This is a genomic window from Actinoplanes sp. NPDC051343, from assembly GCF_044455125.1.
GTDB lineage: Bacteria > Actinomycetota > Actinomycetes > Mycobacteriales > Micromonosporaceae > Actinoplanes.
In genome coordinates, this window is the sequence record NZ_JBITEL010000016.1 from 229,094 (window position 1) to 246,513 (window position 17,420).

At 71.4% G+C, this 17,420-nt stretch carries 19 protein-coding genes; 10 read left to right on the forward strand and 9 right to left on the reverse strand.

Features of this window, described 5'->3' with window-relative positions; all coding sequences use genetic code 11:
- Nucleotides 1-15: 15 nt before the first annotated feature.
- Both ACIA5C_RS40875 and ACIA5C_RS40880 read left to right on the forward strand, forming a co-directional pair.
- Nucleotides 16-351, forward strand: coding sequence for a peptidoglycan-binding protein (locus ACIA5C_RS40875; RefSeq protein ID WP_396065150.1), 336 nt, complete (start codon nucleotides 16-18; stop codon nucleotides 349-351).
- A gap of 19 nt (nucleotides 352-370) precedes the next feature.
- Nucleotides 371-1,081: a TIGR03089 family protein gene (locus ACIA5C_RS40880; protein WP_396065152.1), complete on the forward strand. Its 711-nt coding sequence runs from the start codon at nucleotides 371-373 to the stop codon at nucleotides 1,079-1,081.
- On the opposite strand, the gene ACIA5C_RS40885 is transcribed toward ACIA5C_RS40880, so the two are convergent.
- Complete coding sequence (locus ACIA5C_RS40885; protein ID WP_396065154.1) at nucleotides 1,082-1,726, reverse strand: GNAT family N-acetyltransferase; 645 nt, start codon at nucleotides 1,724-1,726, stop codon at nucleotides 1,082-1,084.
- A 152-nt stretch (nucleotides 1,727-1,878) separates the two neighbouring features.
- On the opposite strand from ACIA5C_RS40885, the gene ACIA5C_RS40890 reads away from it, so the two are divergent.
- From ACIA5C_RS40890 to ACIA5C_RS40900, 3 genes are all read left to right on the forward strand, one after another.
- The gene (locus ACIA5C_RS40890; protein ID WP_396065156.1) at nucleotides 1,879-2,484 is read left to right on the forward strand and encodes a class I SAM-dependent methyltransferase; all 606 of its coding nucleotides are present in this window, start codon (nucleotides 1,879-1,881) and stop codon (nucleotides 2,482-2,484) included.
- Between the two features lie 64 nt (nucleotides 2,485-2,548).
- Nucleotides 2,549-3,199, forward strand: a complete 651-nt coding sequence (locus tag ACIA5C_RS40895) for a hypothetical protein (RefSeq protein ID WP_396065158.1) — start codon at nucleotides 2,549-2,551, stop codon at nucleotides 3,197-3,199.
- 101 nt (nucleotides 3,200-3,300) lie between these two features.
- A complete protein-coding gene (locus ACIA5C_RS40900) occupies nucleotides 3,301-4,206 on the forward strand; it encodes a S1C family serine protease (protein ID WP_396065160.1) in 906 nt (301 codons plus the stop codon).
- Here ACIA5C_RS40900 and ACIA5C_RS40905 read toward each other — a convergent pair.
- Nucleotides 4,175-4,633 (reverse strand): carboxymuconolactone decarboxylase family protein, encoded by a 459-nt coding sequence (locus ACIA5C_RS40905; RefSeq protein ID WP_396065162.1) that lies wholly within the window; start codon nucleotides 4,631-4,633, stop codon nucleotides 4,175-4,177. The two genes, ACIA5C_RS40900 and ACIA5C_RS40905, sit on opposite strands and share 32 nt — an antisense overlap.
- A 184-nt stretch (nucleotides 4,634-4,817) precedes the next feature.
- Between ACIA5C_RS40905 and ACIA5C_RS40910 the strand changes: the two genes are divergently transcribed.
- A complete protein-coding gene (locus ACIA5C_RS40910) occupies nucleotides 4,818-5,648 on the forward strand; it encodes a sigma-70 family RNA polymerase sigma factor (RefSeq protein WP_396065164.1) in 831 nt (276 codons plus the stop codon).
- On the opposite strand, the gene ACIA5C_RS40915 is transcribed toward ACIA5C_RS40910, so the two are convergent.
- From ACIA5C_RS40915 to ACIA5C_RS40925, 3 genes are all read right to left on the reverse strand, one after another.
- The gene (locus ACIA5C_RS40915; protein ID WP_396065166.1) at nucleotides 5,628-7,055 is read right to left on the reverse strand and encodes an FAD-dependent monooxygenase; all 1,428 of its coding nucleotides are present in this window, start codon (nucleotides 7,053-7,055) and stop codon (nucleotides 5,628-5,630) included. The genes ACIA5C_RS40910 and ACIA5C_RS40915 overlap by 21 nt on opposite strands.
- Before the next feature lie 136 nt (nucleotides 7,056-7,191).
- Entirely contained in the window at nucleotides 7,192-7,854 is a 663-nt protein-coding gene (locus ACIA5C_RS40920; RefSeq protein ID WP_396065168.1) for a TetR/AcrR family transcriptional regulator, read from the reverse strand.
- Between the two features lie 90 nt (nucleotides 7,855-7,944).
- Entirely contained in the window at nucleotides 7,945-9,375 is a 1,431-nt protein-coding gene (locus ACIA5C_RS40925) for an MFS transporter (RefSeq protein ID WP_396065170.1), read from the reverse strand.
- 74 nt (nucleotides 9,376-9,449) lie between these two features.
- On the opposite strand from ACIA5C_RS40925, the gene ACIA5C_RS40930 reads away from it, so the two are divergent.
- On the forward strand, nucleotides 9,450-9,659 hold the full coding sequence (locus tag ACIA5C_RS40930) for a dodecin (RefSeq protein WP_396065172.1): 210 nt from the start codon (nucleotides 9,450-9,452) through the stop codon (nucleotides 9,657-9,659).
- A gap of 38 nt (nucleotides 9,660-9,697) precedes the next feature.
- Here the strand turns inward: ACIA5C_RS40930 and ACIA5C_RS40935 are convergent, their stop codons facing one another.
- On the reverse strand, nucleotides 9,698-13,183 hold the full coding sequence (locus ACIA5C_RS40935) for an ATP-binding cassette domain-containing protein (RefSeq protein ID WP_396065174.1): 3,486 nt from the start codon (nucleotides 13,181-13,183) through the stop codon (nucleotides 9,698-9,700).
- A gap of 195 nt (nucleotides 13,184-13,378) precedes the next feature.
- Between ACIA5C_RS40935 and ACIA5C_RS40940 the strand changes: the two genes are divergently transcribed.
- The gene (locus tag ACIA5C_RS40940; RefSeq protein WP_396065176.1) at nucleotides 13,379-14,506 is read left to right on the forward strand and encodes an FAD-dependent oxidoreductase; all 1,128 of its coding nucleotides are present in this window, start codon (nucleotides 13,379-13,381) and stop codon (nucleotides 14,504-14,506) included.
- Here the strand turns inward: ACIA5C_RS40940 and ACIA5C_RS40945 are convergent.
- Together ACIA5C_RS40945 and ACIA5C_RS40950 are read right to left on the reverse strand one after the other, a co-directional pair.
- Nucleotides 14,503-15,039, reverse strand: a complete 537-nt coding sequence (locus tag ACIA5C_RS40945) for a DUF6882 domain-containing protein (RefSeq protein WP_396065178.1) — start codon at nucleotides 15,037-15,039, stop codon at nucleotides 14,503-14,505. The genes ACIA5C_RS40940 and ACIA5C_RS40945 overlap by 4 nt on opposite strands.
- Nucleotides 15,008-16,327, reverse strand: coding sequence for a hypothetical protein (locus ACIA5C_RS40950; RefSeq protein WP_396065180.1), 1,320 nt, complete (start codon nucleotides 16,325-16,327; stop codon nucleotides 15,008-15,010). The genes ACIA5C_RS40945 and ACIA5C_RS40950 overlap by 32 nt, the downstream gene beginning before the upstream one ends.
- Nucleotides 16,328-16,408: 81 nt before the next feature.
- Between ACIA5C_RS40950 and ACIA5C_RS40955 the strand changes: the two genes are divergently transcribed.
- A complete protein-coding gene (locus ACIA5C_RS40955; RefSeq protein WP_396065182.1) occupies nucleotides 16,409-16,777 on the forward strand; it encodes a hypothetical protein in 369 nt (122 codons plus the stop codon).
- Nucleotides 16,774-17,178: a MarR family winged helix-turn-helix transcriptional regulator gene (locus ACIA5C_RS40960; protein WP_396065184.1), complete on the forward strand. Its 405-nt coding sequence runs from the start codon at nucleotides 16,774-16,776 to the stop codon at nucleotides 17,176-17,178. The genes ACIA5C_RS40955 and ACIA5C_RS40960 overlap by 4 nt, the downstream gene beginning before the upstream one ends.
- Here ACIA5C_RS40960 and ACIA5C_RS40965 read toward each other — a convergent pair.
- Complete coding sequence (locus ACIA5C_RS40965) at nucleotides 17,156-17,413, reverse strand: hypothetical protein (protein WP_396065186.1); 258 nt, start codon at nucleotides 17,411-17,413, stop codon at nucleotides 17,156-17,158. The two genes, ACIA5C_RS40960 and ACIA5C_RS40965, sit on opposite strands and share 23 nt — an antisense overlap.
- Between the last annotated feature and the right edge of the window lie 7 nt (nucleotides 17,414-17,420).

The following is a 17,420-nucleotide window of genomic DNA, read 5'->3' on the forward strand; positions in this document are numbered from 1 at the left end:
CGAGCCTTCGGTCGGATGTCGGACATTCTCGGCCGCCCGATGCTGGAGATACCCCATCACCAGCAGGAGGCCAAGATGTCCGCACGAGGAGTGCTCAGCGTGGTCGGCACCGCCGTCGGCGGTTTGATCGGCTGGACCGCAATGCCGCCGGCGGCCGAGCCGTCCGTGGTGCGTCGCCTGCTCGAAGACCTGGGGCTGCCGTCCGGCGCCGACCTTGTCGACGGGGTGCGGGCCTTTCAGGCCCGCACCGGTCTGCGGACCGACGGCATCGCCGGACCGAGGACGGTCCATCTGCTTTCCCGGTACGCGAAGAAAGCCCGCGAGTTGCACCGTCTCGACCTGGCGGCCTGACCGTTTAGGGTTGGCCGCTATGACGGTTGCTCCGGTCGGCGTGGACGACCTGATCACGTACTACGACGATGCGACGGGTGAGCGGGTCGGGTTGTCGGCGGCCGAGGTGGGCCGCTGGTCGGCGGCCACGTCGGCGCTGCTGGTGGGCGGATGCCGGCAGGGCCCGGGGCGCCAGGCGGCCGTGTTGCTGCCGCCGCACTGGCAGACCGCGGTGATCCTGCTCGGCTGCTGGGCGACCGGGGTCGAGGTGTCGTTCCGCGGGTGGTCGACGGCCGGGCTCACCCCGGCGGGTGACATGGTCGACGTCAGTTTCGTGCGGCAGCACCGCATCGGCAACTGGCTCGACGACGTGCCCGCGGCGGCCTACCAGTTCGCCGTGCGGCTCGGTTCGGCGTCGCCGACGCCCCCCGGATACGACGACTTCGAGGATGCGGTGCGGCCGTGGCTCGGGTCCCCGCCGCCGCCGGCCCAGGTCGACCCGCTCGGGCGGGCGACGGTCGGCGGCGAGACGTACGGGGAGTACGGCGCGATCGCGGCCGACGTGGCCTCGACGCGGGGTATCCGCCGGGGCGACCGGGTGCTGGTCGACGCGGCCGCCTCGGAGCATCCGCTGATCTGGCTGCTGGCGCCGCTGTCGGTGGGCGCGTCGATCGTCCTGTGCGCCAACCTGGACCGCGCGCGCCTCGACTCGCGGATGTCCGCCGAGCGCGTGACCCACGTCTTCGCCTGATCAGTCGAGGCCCAGGGCCGGCCGGCACTCCTTGACGCCGGACAGTTCGATGTCGTCCCGGCGGGCCCGTTCCCACGCGTCGCGGGTGAGCCGCCACTGCTGGATCCGCGCGGCCTCGCCGCGGCGGGTGTCCCAGTCGGTGCCGTTCGGTTCGTAGCCCAGGCCGCGGGAGATGCGGTTGGACGCTTCGTTGTCGACGAAGGCGTCGCTGCCGGCTTCGCGTGCGCCCAGACCGGCGAAGGCCAGGTGCAGGATCGCCGCCCGCATTTCCTTGCCGAGTCCCTGCCCGCGGCGGCCGGGGGCCAGCCACGAGAAGCTGGTCACCGTACCGAATCGGGTGAAATCGCGCCCGATGAGGTCCTGCATGCCGACCGGTTCGCCGTCGACGAGCACCACGAAGTAGAGCCGCCACGAATCCGGGCTCACGCGCGAGCGGCCGCCCCAGATGCCGCGCAGCCATCGCCATTCGCGTTCGGGGCTGTCGGCGTAGAACGAGTGCGGGTCGTCCAACGGCCACGGCTCGGCGTCGACGATCCCCGCCCGCACCAGCGGTACGAGCCGTTCCAGCAGTTCGTCGGACGCGCCGGCCAGCGTCAGGCGGGGTGTGCGAACTTCGACGTTCAGCGGGGGATAGGTGTGCGCCACGGTCGGACCGTAGCCAACCCGCCGGGCCGCCGCACCCCACTTTGCCCGCGGTCTTAGCCGGTCCGATCGGCTCAGTCAACCAGATGATCAGTCGTCTACTCAGGACGATCTCTCGGTGTGGGTGGCCGGGTGCGGTCGGTAGCGTGCCGCGCATGGAGGTATTCGACCAGCTCGCCGAGAAGTATCAGGGCGAACACAGCAACAACCCGTTCCAGGCCGCCCTCGTCGAGCGGATCGGTGCCCTGCTTCCGGCCGGCACGTCGGTGCTCGACCTGGGCTGCGGCACCGGGGTGCCGACGGCGAAGATTCTGACCGAGTCCGATCACCGGGTGGTCGGTGTCGACATCTCCGAGGGCATGCTCAGGCTGGCCCGCGAGCAGGTTCCGGCGGCTGAGTTCGTGCACGCCGACTTCAAGGACCTGCCCGACGACTTCGGGCGGTTCGACGCGGCGACCGCGTTCTTCTCGCTGCTCATGCTCGGCAAGGCCGACATCGAACGGGTGCTGGCCAAGGCGGCCGGCTGGGTCAGGCCCGGCGGCTACCTCGGCATCGGCATGGTCAACTTCGACGGTGACAATCTGCCGTTCGAGTTTCTCGGCGTGCCGGTGACCGTCTCGGGCTATCTGGAACCCGACCTGGCCGCGGTCGTCGAGGCCCACGGTTTCACCGTCGAGAGCATCGAGACCGTCGACTTCACGCCGCTCGACGGTCCGCCCGAGAGCCAGATCTTCGTGCTGGCGCAGCGCGCCGCCTCCTGAGCCCGGCCTCGCCGGGGGTACCCGTTCGGCATCGGTTCCGATCTGGCGTTTAGGCTGCGTCGCGATGGCGGTGCAGAGTTGGGACGGAGTCACCCGGCGGGCGACCGTGCCCGGCTGGGCGAACGGTGCTCGCATCGACCTTGCGCTGGCCGCTCAGGCGTACGACTGGTGGGCCGTTTTCGACCTCATCCGCCAGCATCCGCACTTCGTCAACTCGTCCCGCCCGGATGAGCCGTCCTGGTTCGCGCCGCTGCACCGCGCGGCCGACAGCGGTGTCGTCCCGGAGATCGCCAACCGTCTGATCGCGGCCGGCGCCTGGCGGGCGCTGCGCACGTCGACCGGCGAGCGTCCGGTCGACGTGGCCCGCCGGCGCGGACATGAGCATCTGCTGGCCGCGCTGGAGCCGCCGCGCCGCATCGACGTCCCGGCCGACGTGCTGGAGACGTTGCAGAAGCAATTCCACGAGCTGATCCGCCAGCGGATGCAGGAGTTCGGGATCGCGCCCGAGCTGCGGCTGCCCGAGCTCGAGGTGCTGCTGGAGCTCCAACGGCCCGAGCTGTGGTTCCCGGTCCCCGGCATGTACGGCGGTTTCCACCTGCGTCTCGAGCCGGGTGGGCGGCTGCTCGCGTCGAGCTGGTCGCGCATCGTGAGCGGCTCCGAGGAGCACCACGAGATCACCGAGTCGGGCACCCGGACGGTCGCTCGCCGCCCCTGATCGCGCGCCGCTGCGCTCAGGGGACTCACAGACCGCTCACTGCTTCGGGACAACGAGGCGCGCCAGTGTTGGCTTACCAGCCACGAGAGCGAGGCGCCGCGATGAGCGACCTGATGACCCGCCCCACCCGTCCCGAACCCGGCGACGACCACGACTTCGTGTCGCCGCCGCCACCTCCTTCACCGCCGTACGCCTCGCAAGCGCAACCGAACGACCGGCACTGGCCGCGCCGCCTGGCCGGAAGTGCCGCGATCCTCGCGTTGATCGGCGGCGGTGGCACCGCCGGCGGCGTCTTCGCCGACCACTACCTGATCGGCCATCCGAGCGCCGCGAGCACGTCGTCGGCCGTCGCCACGACGCCGATCAGCACCGCGACCGGCACCACCGACCTCGCCGCCATCGTGAAGAACGTGCAGCCCAGCATCGTGACCGTGACGGTCGACGGCGACAACCAGACGTCGCTCGGCTCCGGCGTGGTCGTCCGCTCGGACGGGCTCATCCTCACCAACAACCACGTGATCGACTCGCAGGGCACGGTGAGTGTGCGGCTGTCGAGCGGTAGGACCGTGCCGGCCAAGGTCGTCGCCACCGACACCACGCATGACCTGGCCCTGGTGCAGGCGACCGGCCTGACCGGTCTGACGCCGGTCACGTTCGGTACGAACAGCAGCGTCGCCGTCGGTGACACCGTGCTGGCCTTCGGCGCGCCGCTCGGCCTGGAGAACACGGTCACGTCGGGCATCGTGTCGGCCCTTGACCGCAGCGTCGACACCGGCAGCGAGAAGCTGACCGGGCTGTTCCAGACCGACGCCGCGATCAACGAGGGCAACTCGGGTGGCGCGCTGGTCGACTCCTCCGGTCACGTGATCGGCATCAACGTGGCGATCGCGACAGCCAGTGAGCAGTCGAGCGGCAGCATCGGGGTCGGGTTCGCGATCCCGGCCGACACGGTGACCAGCGTGCTCAAGACCCTTCTCACCAGTTCTGCGGCGCCTGCGTCCTCGTAGCCGCGTTGAGCCGGTTGAAGAAGTTGGTCGTCGCGATCCACAGCACGATCGCCGCCAGCTGCTTCTGGTCGAAGTGCTTGGCCGCCTCGTTCCAGACCTCGTCCGGCACCGGGTCCGGCTGGTCGGCGAGCCGAGTCGCATATTCCGAGAGGGCGAGCGCGGCCCGCTCGGGCTCGGTGAAGTAGGGCGTCTCCCGCCACACCGCGACCGTGAACAGCCGCTCGTCGGTCTCCCCGTTCTTGCGCATCGCCTTGGCGCCCGAGTCGACGCACGGCGCGCAGCCGTTGATCTGGCTGGCCCGCAGGTGTACGAGCTCCAGCGTGGCCGGCTCGACCCCGGCCGAGTGAGCCGCCTTGTAGATCATGTTGATCGCCTGGCGCAGCTCCGGAGGGTTCGCTTCCGGGTCGGTGATCCGTGCCTGTCCCATGATTCCTTCTTCCTCATGTTGGCTGGAGCGGTCACATCGGTCCGCTCCGCTCCGTCTGATCTGTGTTGCGTCTGATCGTGTGTTCGGTCTGATCTGTCTCCGTCTGATCAGTGGACGGATGGCGTCGCGCGGATGTGACGGTTGTGGCCCCGGTCACAACTAAGCCGAAAAGAGGGGACCTGGGATGGACGGGCTGGCTTCCGAGTTCGAGCTTCGCCGGCCGCGACTGCGTGCCGTGGCCTACCGGATGCTGGGGTCGGCGGCCGAAGCCGAGGACGCGGTGCAGGAGGCCTGGCTGCGCCTCGATCGCGCCGGCTCCGACGGCATCGACAACCTCGAGGCCTGGCTCACCACCGTCGTCGGGCGCGTGTGCCTCGACATGCTGCGATCGCGTACGTCTCGGCGCGAGGTGTTCGCCGAGGCGGCCGCCCCGACCGTCCCCGGTCCCGAGCAGGAAGCCGAAATGGCCCACTCGGTCGGGCTTGCGCTGATCGTCGTACTGGAAACTCTGAGCCCGACCGAGCGGCTCGCGTTCGTGCTGCACGACCTTTTCGGGGTGTCGTTCGACGAGATCGCGCCCATTGTCGGGCGTAGTCCGGACGCGGCCCGGCAGATGGCGAGCCGTGCTCGCCGGCGGGTCCGGGGTTCTTCCCCGCCGAGCGTCGGTGCCTCGCGGGAACTGGTCGACGCCTTTCTGCGGGCCGCCCGGGGCGGAGAGGTCGAGACACTTCTGACGCTGCTCGATCCGGACGTGCGGTTCCGGGGCGTGAACGGGACCGCGCAGCAGATCGCCGGAGCGTCCGACGTGGCTCGGTTCTTCGCGGGCCGGGCGCAGGCGGCCCGGCCCGCGCTTATCGACGGGATGCTGGGGGTTGCGGTCCTGAATGCGTCCGGCGAGCCGTGGATTTTGCTCCTGGTCGACCAGCGGGACGGCCGAATCGCCGGAATGGAGGCGGTGCTGGGCGAATCGATCGCCGGCTTTGCCGTCGAGGTGCTATCGGAACCAGCGCTTTAGGGCGTCTTTGAGACCCCGGTCGTTGTCGCCCGCCCAGGCGACATAGCCGTCCGGGCGGATGAGCATCGCCGGCAGTTCGCCGGCTTTCAGGATTCTCACCCCGGGCCAGGCCTCGCCGATCCGGGCGAGCCGGCCCGTCGGGTCGATCAACACCGGGCGGCCGTCGTGCATCGGCACGTCGCCCGGCGCGAAATAGCCCGACCGGGGGTGCTGGTCGCCCACCTCGTAGCGGACCTCGGCGCCGGAGATCAGCCGGGCGATCCGGCCACGCACCGCTGGCTCCTCGAGCAACTCGCCGAACAGGGTGCGCAGCGCGGTGACCTCGGGGCCGGGCCCGATCAGCACCGACTGCGCCTTCGTCTGCATGATGACCCGCTCGGCGACCGGCCGGCGCTCCGACTCGTAGGTGTCGAGCAGCCATTCCGGCGCCGTCCCCTTGATGGTCGCCGCCAATTTCCAGCCCAGGTTGACCGCATCCTGCAGGCCGAGATTGAGCCCGGGCCCGCCGATCGCCGAATGCACGTGGGCGGCATCGCCGACCAGGAGAATGCGTCCGGCACGATAGGTCGACGCCAGCCGGGTGTTGCCACCGCTCAGGCGACGTTTCATTCTCGGAGTTTCCGGTTCGCTGATCGGCAGGTCCGTGCCGAGCACATAGTTGAGGGCCTCCCGGAATTCCTCGAACGTATAGGGCGCGTCCGGTTCCGGAATGTCCCGCGTGCTCACCGCGATCATCTTGCGGCCGTCCGGGAACGGGGCGAAGGAAACCAGGCCCCGTTCGTTGCGATGGTGCAGGAACGCCGGGATGAATCCGTAACCGGGAACGTTCAGCCCATGCTTGTCCAGCAACTTCCGGGGAACGTTCACGTCGAATACCCGGGACACGGTCTCATCATTGGTCAGGCCCGGGAAATCGATGCCGGCGAGCTTGCGAATGATGCTTTTCCCGCCATCCGCGCCGATCAGGAATTGCGTTTCGACGGTTTGGTTGCCGTCCAGTTCGACCTCGACGTGGTCGTCCTTCTGCACGGCGCCCGTGACCTCGTGCCCGCGGCGGACCTCGACGCCGAGTTCGCGGGCCCGCTCGCCCAGCATGGCTTCGATTTTCTGTTGTGGAGCGAGCACCGTGTAGACCGGGTTGCCGGGCACATCGTTCAGCCGCAGAGGGAAAGCGGCGAACATGAACTCGGCCGCCGGGTCGGGCGGTTTCGAGTCGCCGGTCAGGCGTTCCAGCAGGCCGCGGCGGTGCAACATGCGAATGACCTGGCCGACCATGCCGTTGGCCCGCTGCTCGGTGGACGGCGCCGTCAATTTCTCGATGACCAATGGCCGAATGCCGCCGAGCGCCAATTCGCAGGCGAGCATGAGGCCATTCGGTCCCGCTCCGGAAATGATGACATCAAACATTTCAAAGCCCTTCTTTTGTACGCGACGTGGCCGCGCCCCAATAGCAAATCGGGTCGCTGAATTGGATCGCTCTAGCCGTTTTTTGTCGTCGACGGCCCCCAAGCCGCCCCCCACCCCTGCTCTGGGTGGGGCCGAGTCAAGCGCCCGGGTCCGACAACTTCTTGCCGTTGTCCACAGGCGGCGGCAGCCCCGCCGCTACCTGAGACAGCGCGTCGACCAGCAACTCACGGATCGACCGGTCGGGGTCGCCCGGCCCGGAGAAGCGCAGCGAGGCATAGCGCTGGCTCGCCACGTTGAACGCCGCGGTCACCGTCGCCGCGACCAGTCCCGGGTACATGTCGTCGACCGGATCGAGGCCGACCCGCTCGCCGACCGCCCTCGCGAGTTCCTGCTCCGCGATCGCCGCCGCCCGCAGCGTCTCGGCCTGGATCGCCGGCGTGGCCATCATCTGCTGCAGGCCGGGACCCCACGTCTCCCGATCGGGCCGCGGCTGGGACGTCACCTCCGGCCCCGGGTTCATCTCGGCGACCACCGCCTCGGTGATCGCCGTCCAGAGGTCTTCACCGGCCGGCCGCGCCCGCAGCCCCTCGGCCATTCGCAGGCTCCGGTCGAGGTGCCGGGAGGCGACGGCGGCCGCCTTGCTGGAGAAGTAGTTGTTGAACGTGCGCGGCGAGACACCGGCCTCTTCGGCGATGTCTTCGACGAGCACCTTGTCGTAGCCGCGCTCCACGATCAGCCGCACCGCCGCCCACGCCAGCGCGGCGCGGGTCTCCGCCTTCTTGCGTTCCCGGAGCCCCATGCGAGAACCCTAGCAAAACCTGCGGGCTCCGCAAAGATGCGTGCCCCGCACTTTTCTCAGCCGCGTCTCAGCCCCCGGCCGACGCCGGTCTCAGTCCCGCGGTGGCGTCCCCAGGTGGCCGGCGCCGGCGCCCGCCCGGAGCGGCGGTCCGGTTCGGTCGGGCCGGTGGTCGTTGCGGATCGTCGCGGCGCTGACCACCCCGGCCAGCACGCAAGCCGCCCCGCAGATGAGCGCCGCACGCTGGAAACCGGGCTGGAAATCGCCCGGGTCCAAATAGGCCGCGCCGGTGATGCCCGCCGCCGCGGGCAGCACCGCCACCGCGATCAGCGACGCCGCCCGGGCCACGTCGTTGTTGACCGCCCACGCCACGCCCGCATGCGAGGCCGGGACCGCCCCGAGCACCGTCGCGGTCAGCGGCGCCACCGTGACCGCCAGCCCGAGCCCGAGCAACGTCACCGCCGGCAGCACCGAGGTGAGATAGCTGCCGCCCGGCCCGATCAGGGTGAACAGGGCGAGCCCCGCCCCGGCCAGCACCGGCCCGGCGGTCATCTGCAGCCGCGGGCCGATGCGGGCGGCCAGCTCGCCCGAGCGGGCCGACAGCGCGAGCATCAGCACGGTGATCGGCAGCAGCGAGATGCCCGCCTGCAGCGGCGTGTAGCCCGATACCTGCTGCAACTCGATGGGTAGGAGGAACAGCGCGCCGCCGAGGGCTCCATAGACGACGAACGTCACCAGGTTGGTGCCGCTGAACTGCCGCGACGCGAACAGGTGCAGGGGCAGCATCGGCGTACGGGCGTGGCGTTCCCAGCCGACGAACCCGGCCAGCAGCAGCGCACCCACGATCACGAACGCCGGGCCGTCGATGAGGCCGTACGTGAGAGCGACCAGCCCCAGCGTGACCAGCACCCCGCCGGCCAGGTCGATCCGGCCCGCCGCGCCGGGCTCGCGGGACTCGGGGACGTGCCGGCGGGCGATGGCGATCACGGCGGCGGCGATCGGCAGGTTGATCGCGAAGATAAGTCGCCAGGAGCCGGCCTGGATGAGCCAGCCGCCGAGGAACGGGCCGATGGCGCCGGCCACGCCGCTGAGCCCGGACCAGGCGCCGATCGCCCGGCTGCGGTCGTCCGGCACGAACGCGGCCTCGATGATCGCGAGGCTGCCCGGGGTGAGCAGGGCCGCCCCGACGCCCTGCAGCGCCCGGGCCGCGACCAGGGTGCCCGCGGTGGGTGCGACCGCGCACAGCACGGACGCCACCGCGAACCAGGCGACACCGATGGTGAAAACCCGGCGGCGGCCGTAGCGGTCGCCCAGGGCGCCCGCCACCAGGAGGAGCCCGGCCAGGGTCAGCGTGTACGCGGTGACCACCCACTGCAGCGTCGCCAGTCCGGTGCCGAACTCGCGTCCGATGGACGGCAGCGCGATGCTCACCACCGTGGCGTCGATCGAGGCGATCACCGAGCCGCCGACGGTGGCGGCCAGCACCCACCGGCCCGCTCGGCTGCGATAGCGCAGTCCGGTCATGTGTCCCCCTGGTCGCCGAGATGTCATCGCCAGCGAGGACCGCCTAGCCGCCCGATCTGTGACAGCCTGTTGGGATGTCCAACCACGTGTACCGGCTCACCGAGGTCGTCGGCAGCAGCCCGACCAGTGTCGACGACGCGATCCGCACCGCGGTCACCAAGGCCGCCGAGACCGTCCGCAACATCGAGTGGTTCGAGACCCAGGAGGTCCGTGGCCAGGTCGTCGACGGCGACGTGGCCTACTACCAGGTGAGGCTGAAGCTGGGCTTCCGGGTGGAAGACTGATCCACCGCTGCGCAGCGGGAAACCGCTGCGCAGCGGGGTCAGCCGGCCAGGTGCCCCCACCGGTCTTGCAGGTCGCGCCAGGTGCCCTGATCCTCGACCCGGCCGGCGATCAGCACGACCACCCGGTCGGCCTGGGCGAGCGCCGCCCGCTTGGACGTCGAGCCGACCACCGTGACCCCGTGCGCGCGCAGGGCCCGCCACAGGTCGAGCTCCGTGGTCACGTCCAGGGCCGAGGAGACGTCGTCGGCGATCAGCAGCTCGGTGCGCGGGGCGAGCGCCCGGGCCAGGGCCAGCCGCTGGAGCTGGCCGCCGGACAACCGGGTGCCCTTGTGGCCGATCAGCAGTTGCAGGCCGCCGCCGGCCGCCGCCAGGTCGTGTTCCAGCTGGGCCGTGGAGACCGCGTCGGCGGCGTCGATCTCGTGGCCGAGCTGGATGTTGTCGGCGACCGTGCCCGACAGCACCCGGGGGAGCTGCGCCACGTAGCCGACCTGGTTGGGCCGCAGGAAGACCTCGGGTTCGTCGACCGGCCGGCCGTTCCACCGCAGCTCGCCCGTGTGGTGCACGATGCCCGCGAGCGCCCGCAGCAGCGACGACTTGCCGCTGCCGACCGGGCCGAGCACGAGCACGAGCTCGCCGCGCGAGACGGTGAGGTCGACGTCCTGCACGCCGACCGTGCCGTTCTCGTGCACGGCGCTGAACGAGTGGAGTTCCAGCTCCTCGAGCGGGTTACGTGGTGCGGTCGGGGGTGCCGGGGCGGTGCCCTCGGTCAGGTCGACGCCCGCGACCGGCGACGAGTATTCGGTCACGCCGGTCATCGCCACGGTCCGCGTGGTCCACACCCGGGCCGACGGCAGCTGGGAGACCAGCGACGCCGTCGTCCACGCGAACCACCGGGCCGACCCGAGCGTGGCCACCGCGATAAGCGTCGCCGCCGACGTGAGGTGACCGCCCAGGTAGAGCGACCAGGCCAGGATCGGCAGCAGGCCGCTCGCGATCGACGGGGTGGAGCGGGCCCACACCTGGATCGAGATCTCCCGGCGCTGGCGGTCGCTGCGGACCGCGTCGAGCCGGGCCAGGTGGTCGAGGACCGGCCCGGTCGCGCCGGCCAGTTTGACCGTGCGCGCCGCCGACAGCGACGAGACCAGCGCGGTCGCGAACGCCGCCCGGGCCAGGACCGTGCGCCGGGCCGCCTTCTCCAGGCGCGGCCCGAACAGCGTCGCGGCCAGACCCGACAGGACCATCGTGGCGATGAACAGCAGCGCCGGCACGAACGAGGTCGAGGCCAGCGTCATCGCCACGATCATGATCAGGCTGGTGACGTTGTCGATCACGTTGTCGGCCAGCATGACCACCCGCTCGGTGTCGCCGCCCTGGGCGACGACCTCGGCCGGGGTGTATTTGCTGATCCGCCGGGGCCCGATCTGCCCGTGCACCAGGCGCAGGCTGATCCGCAGCATCTGCCGGACCCACCACTCCGGGAACCAGGCTCCCGTGTAGTAGAGCGTCGGGATCATCAGCAGCAGCGCGCCGCCGATCACCGCCGCCGGGACGATCGGGCTGCCGACCCCGTCGACCACGTCGGCCCAGAGCAGCGGCAGGATCGCCCCGTCGAGCCCGAACAGCACCAGCAGGATGAACAGGCCGACCGCGGCCAGGCCGTAGCGCGGGTCGTTGGTCGCCAGCCGTACGATCTCGCGCAGCGTGCGGGTGCGCGGCTCGGGCGGCAGCGGCGGGGGTTCGACCGGGGGCAGCGTGTTGGCCAGCGACTCGGCATTCAGCTCGACCTGGGCGGCGGTGTCCCAGTCGCCCTCCTCGACCAGCACCGCGCTGCCCCCGCCCGTGGCGGGGGCCGGCACGGGCAGGTTGCTGCTGGCCATGAGCTCGGCGAACCGGCGCGACTCGCGCAGCGGGCCGGCCTCGAGCACCTGGCCGTCGGCCAGCACGACCACCTCGTCGCAGCGCTGCACCGAGGACAGCCGGTGCGCCACGATCACGCCGATGCGGCCGATGAGCAGGCGGTCGGTGGCGCGCTGCACCCACGACTCGGTGACCGGGTCCATCCGGGCGGTGGCCTCGTCGAGGATCACCACCTGCGGCTGGCGTACCAGGATGCGGGCGAACGCGACCAGCTGTTCCTGCCCGGCCGAGAGCTTGTAGCCGTTCTCGCCGAGCTTGGTGTCGATGCCGTCGGGCAGGCTCGCCACCCACGGTGTCAGCCCCAGTTCCTCGACCGCGTCGGACGCCCGGGGCAGCAGCCCGGCATCGAACAGCGCGATGTTCTCGGCCAGCGTGCCGGCCAGGATCTCGGTGCGCTGGGGGACGATCGCCGTCCACCGGCGCAGGCCCTCGACCGCGATGTCGTTGATGTCGGTGCCGCCCAGGAACACCGTGCCGCGCGGCACGTCGACCGAGCGGGTCAGCACCTTGGCCAGCGTCGACTTGCCGGAGCCGGTGCGGCCGATCAACGCGTACGACCGGCCGCGCGCGAAGGTCAGGCTGACGTCGCGCAGGGCCGCCGGCCGGTTGCTGTCGGACTCGCCGTACCGGAACGTCAGGCCCCGCAGCTCGAGGTCGCCCTCGACCGGGTCGACGCCCTCGGTCGGCTCCTGCGGAACGTCCAGCAGGAGCTGCACCCGGCTCCAGGCGCCGAGCGCGTTCTGCAGCTCGGGCACCATGCGGGTGACGTGCTCGAGCGTGCCGCCGAAGCCGAGCCCGAGCAGCCAGACCGCGGTCAGCCGGGCACCGTCGATGTGGCCCGTGACCAGGGCCCACGCGCCACCGACGACCAGCACGGCGATGAGCGCGCGGGTGATCGACCCGGCGCCCATGGTGACCCGCGACGAGGTGCGCCAGACCCTGCGCCCGCGGCGGAGAACCTCTTGCGCCCGCTGGGCGAAGACCCGCCGGACGTACGGCGCGGCCAGGCTCGTCCGCACGTCGTCCTGGCCGTGTATCGACTCCTCCATCACGGCCGCCAGGTCGGACCAGGACTCCTCCTCGGCGATCCGCAGCGGGGAGATGCGCTGGATCGGTTTGTTCAAGGTCAGGTAGAGCAGCCAGCAGACGACCAGCATCGCGATGCCGGCCGGCCACCAGACCACGAACGCGGTGAGGATCGAGAACAGCGCGACCGCGAACGACTGCATGATCCGCACGCCGCTGCCGCGCAGCTCGGAACCGACCTGGTAGACGTCGCTGTCGATGCGGTCGAGCAACTCGCCGACCGGCGTGTTTTCCAGGGCCGGCAGGGCCTGGCCGAAGGCGACCCGGTTGAGGCCGCGACGCACCCGGGCGGCCCAGTCGGCGGTCAGCCCGGCCGCGACCAGGCCGACGAAGACGTCGCTGAGCACCGAGGCGACCAGGGCGGCCGCGAGCACGGCGAACAGCGTCACCGAACGGTCGACGAGCACCGCGCCGGCCAGGGCGAGAGCGCCCGCCGACCCGGCCGCGCCGAGAATGATCAGGATCGCCGCTCCGAGGGTGCGACGCCTCGACGTGGCCCAGAGGTCGCGGAGCAGGCGCATCAGCGGAGTCCTTTGATCGTTTCGGTGGCGGTCTTTCCATCCTGCTTGGCGACCGGAATACCTTCAACGGAATTACCTCGACGCGATATATCACGTGTGTCACCCTGGCGCCGATGAAAGATCTTCCGGATGATCGTCCGATTTGGATCGCCCGACCGGAGCTGGGGTTCGCGTCGCCCTGCCAAAATGCGGGTTATGTCGAGTGATGTCACCCGGGCGCCCGCATCGGCCGGGCTCCGGGTGGCGGTGGCCGGCGGCGGGCTGGGCGGGCTGTGCCTGGCCCAGGGCCTGCGGCGGGCCGGCATCGAGGTCAGGGTCTTCGAGCGGTCGGCCGGTCGGCCGCAGGGTTATCGCCTGCACATCGACACCCGGGCCGGGCAGGCGCTCGAGGCCTGCCTGCCGCCCGGCCTGTTCGAGCTCGTCCTGGCCACGGCCGGGCAGCCCGGGCACGCGTTCTCGGTGCTGTCCAGGCGGCTGCGGGTGCGGCACCGCACCCAGGGCGACCCGGCCGCGTTCAGCACCTCGGTCGACCGCGGGACCCTGCGCGAGATCCTCAGCCGCGGCCTCGACGACGCGATCAGTTACGACAGCGAGGTCACCGGGTTCGAGGCCGGCGCCGACGGCGTGACCGTGCGGCTCGCGGACGGCGGCACTTTCCGCGCCGACGTGCTGGTCGGCGCGGACGGCGTGCACTCGGCGGTCCGCCGCGCGCTGGTGCCGTCGGCACCGGTCGAGGACACCGGAACGCGGGTCATCTACGGAAAGACCCCTCTCGACGACGCGGTGCGGGCGCACCTGCCGCCGGCCCTGCGGGACGGCTTCGTCGCCATCGTCGGCGGTCACGTCGGACTCGCGACCGGGCTGGTCGAGTTCCGGCAGCCGCCGGCCGAGTTCGGGCTCCGGCCGGCCGCCGACTACCTGATGTGGGGCCTGTCCGCACGGCTCGACCGGTTCCCGCCGCTCGACGGCCTCGGCCCGGCCGGGCTGCACGCGGTCGCCCGGCGGAAGACCCGGTTCTGGCACCGCGACGTGCGCGCCCTGCTCGGCGCGGCGACCACCGACGAGACGTTCCTCGTGCGGGTGCGCAGTTCGGTGCGCATCCCGGCGTGGCTGCCGAGCCGGGTCACCCTGCTCGGCGACGCGATCCACGCGATGAGCCCGGCCGGCGGTTCGGGCGCCAACATCGCCCTGATGGACGCCGCGAACCTCACGGCGGCGCTTTCCGGCGCCGGACCCGAGGTGGTCCCGGCGATTGCGGCGTACGAGCGGAGCCTGCGCGACTACGGCTTCGCGGCGGTCGAGGCCGCCCGCCGCCGCGGCTAGCTGACCTCGATCTCGAACACCGACATGCGGCCGTTGCCCGCGACGATGGTGACCGGGCCGAAGATGAAGACCGGGACCGGGTCGGCGTCCGACGCGCCGTTGCCGCGGTAGAAGCCGGTCGCGCCGGTGATGCGTACGGCCAGGGCGGCCATCGTGGCCGCCTTCTCCTTGTCCGCCTCGACCCGGGGCACGGTCAGCGACGGGTGGCCGTGTTCCTCGGCCCAGTCGCGCACCGCTCGCGAGTCGCGGGCCAGCTCGGGCGGGATCGAGTTGTTGGCCCACGCCCACAGCCACGACTTCGACGCCGGCAGCCAGGTGCCGATGATCTGGGCCTGGGCGCTCGCCGTCCGGTCCGGGAAATACCACGTGAGGAGGCAGTTGGTCTGGTCCAGCTCCCAGCGCTGGGACGAACCGAGACCCCAGGAAAGGTGTGCCTCCGCGAGCTGCCCGATCATGTCTTCGCCCTGAAGCAGCAGCGTGCTCAGGTCCGTGGACGCCTGTTCAGCGCGCCCCGCCCGACGAAGAAATCGCATCTGGAAATCCTAGGGGGATGTGGGCGCGCTCGATGAGTCCGAGACGCACGAGGTCGTAGTCGGGATCGCGTTCCCATTCGGTCCGGGGAGTAACCAAACAGGACGCACTCTGGTCGAAAGTCAGGTAGGGACTGCCCTTTCGGTGGAGGAGGAACAGGCCGGGACGGCGACTCGTGTGGTAGCCGCCCAGCGACTCGAGCCGCCGGGGACGCCGTCCGGGGGCGACGGCGTCGTGCCAGCGCCAGGGCGCCGACCGGCTCAGCACACCGGCCGCGTTGGTCACCCAGCGGTCGGTCCACTCGCGGAGCTGGAAGTTGTCGGGCCGGCCGGCCAGCAGCCGCCCGGCGCGCGGATCGACGCCGATCCCGCACATCGCGAGCGCCTCCAGCGGGCGACCGGCGAGCAGCGCATCGGTGGCCCCGGCGATGAGCGCGCGGCCGGTGCCCGGGCGTACGCCCCAGAGCGTGTCCAGGTCGCGGCCACCGGCACACCAGTACTCCGGGATCATGTCCCAGCGGTGTTGCGCGCGAAGGCTTGAGGCTTGCACCAGGCGTACGGTCAGGCGCGGCGCCGCCCGCGGCGCCGGACCCTCGACCGCAAGCCAGATCCCTTTACGCAGCGGGTGTGTCGGCGGGGAACACTCGTGCAGCAGGACCGTCGCGCGGCTCTTGAGGTCACCGGTGAGGTCGCGGGGGAAACGCCAGCGGATGCCGGGCAGGAAGAGCTCGTCGATCAGCCGCCGCGCCGTGTTGCCCTGGTCGCGGTCGAGCCAGGCGAGCAGGACCGGGTCGAGGTCGAGGTCGAGCGGAAGGTCTCGGCTGGTGGTCCGGGCCTTCGCGAGCCGGGCCAGTCTTCTCGCCCGGGTCGCCTCGTCGGGCGCACCGACCGGCACCGACCAGTCGTCCTGCCAGCGCAGCCATTCGCGGACGGTGGCCACGGCATCCTCGGGGCGTACGCCGAGGCGGCGTTCGGCGGCGGCCGAGAACGGGTGGCCGCGGGTGCGGAACGGGCGCTCGTGGAAGGCCACCTCGAAACCCGCGGTCGGGTCACTGTCGTGCGGGAACCGGGCGCGGCGCCAGCCCGGCTCCTCCTGATGCGGCACCAGGCCGGTCACGGTCACGACCGCGTACGCCCCCTCGCCCGGAAGCGTGACCCACAGTCCCAGCTTGGGCCGCTCCCGGCGGCGGACCGGTGCGCCGCGCTGCTCGTAGCGCACGCCCGCGGCGTCGAGCAGCTCTGCCACGGCGCCGAGGAACACGACGTCGATCTCGCCCGAGACCCCTGACATGGCGAAGATCATCGCATTGGCGGCTCCGGTCAGCCAGACCCGTTCTCACCGGAACGTATGCGATGCGCATATGATTCGGGGATGAGCAGCGCGGAGCGGACAGTTCTCGACTGGCACGAGTCACTCTCACCGGCGGCCGTCACCGACCCGGTCGTCGTCAACGGCCCCCGGGGTGCCGCGTCCCTGACCCCGGCCCAGTTCGCCGACTGGGTGACCCGATCGGGCATCGCGCTGCGGGTGCTCGCCCTCCACCCGGTCAGCGGCCGGGTCGTGGTGGCATCGCAGGAGGCGCGCTGGCCGTCGAGTCCATCCTGGACACCGGTAGCGACCGTCTTCCGGCTGTCGCTCTCCGGCGACCGGATCTCGGCGGCGCTCCGCTTCCCCGACCTGCCCGCCGCCTTGTCGTTCGCCGGCCTCTATGCCGCGCTGGCCGCCACCGAGCAGTCGTGACCGCCGGCCGCACCCTGTTCGAGTTCGTCCGCCACTGGTCCCGCCGCGGCGGCTCCTCCCACGGCCGGGACGTGATGGTCACCGAAACGGTCCACGCCCTGCGCTCCCGGCCCGAGGTGACGGTCAACGACATCGCGGCCGAACTGGGCCTCGACCAGTCGGGCGCCTCCCGCATGGTCACCCACGCGGTCGACGAGGGCTACCTGGGCACCCACCCGTCCCCATTGGACGCCCGCCGGCGCACCGTCACGGTCACCTCGGCCGGTTCCCGGCTGGTGGCGGACGCCCACCGCTGGCAGGACGAGGTCTTCGCCTCCCTCACCACCGACTGGACCGGCGCGGAACGGGCCGAGTTCGAGCGCGCGCTGCGCCGCCTGCTCAGCCGCTCCCGTGAGCGGTGAACCGCTCACTGACGTGCTCGAGCCAGCCGGGCTCGATGTAGACGTCGTCGCCGAACTGCTCCTTGAGACCGCGCAGCAGATCCTGCTCCCGGGTCCGGCCCCCGGGCTTCCGGCGTTCGAAGCTCAGCCACCGCCGCACGGCGAAGTCGACAAGCCCGACCGCACCGGCCGGATCCCAGTCATCGGCCAGCGCAACCTCCACCAGCCGGGCCCGCAGTGCCTCCCGTTCCTCCACGCCCGAA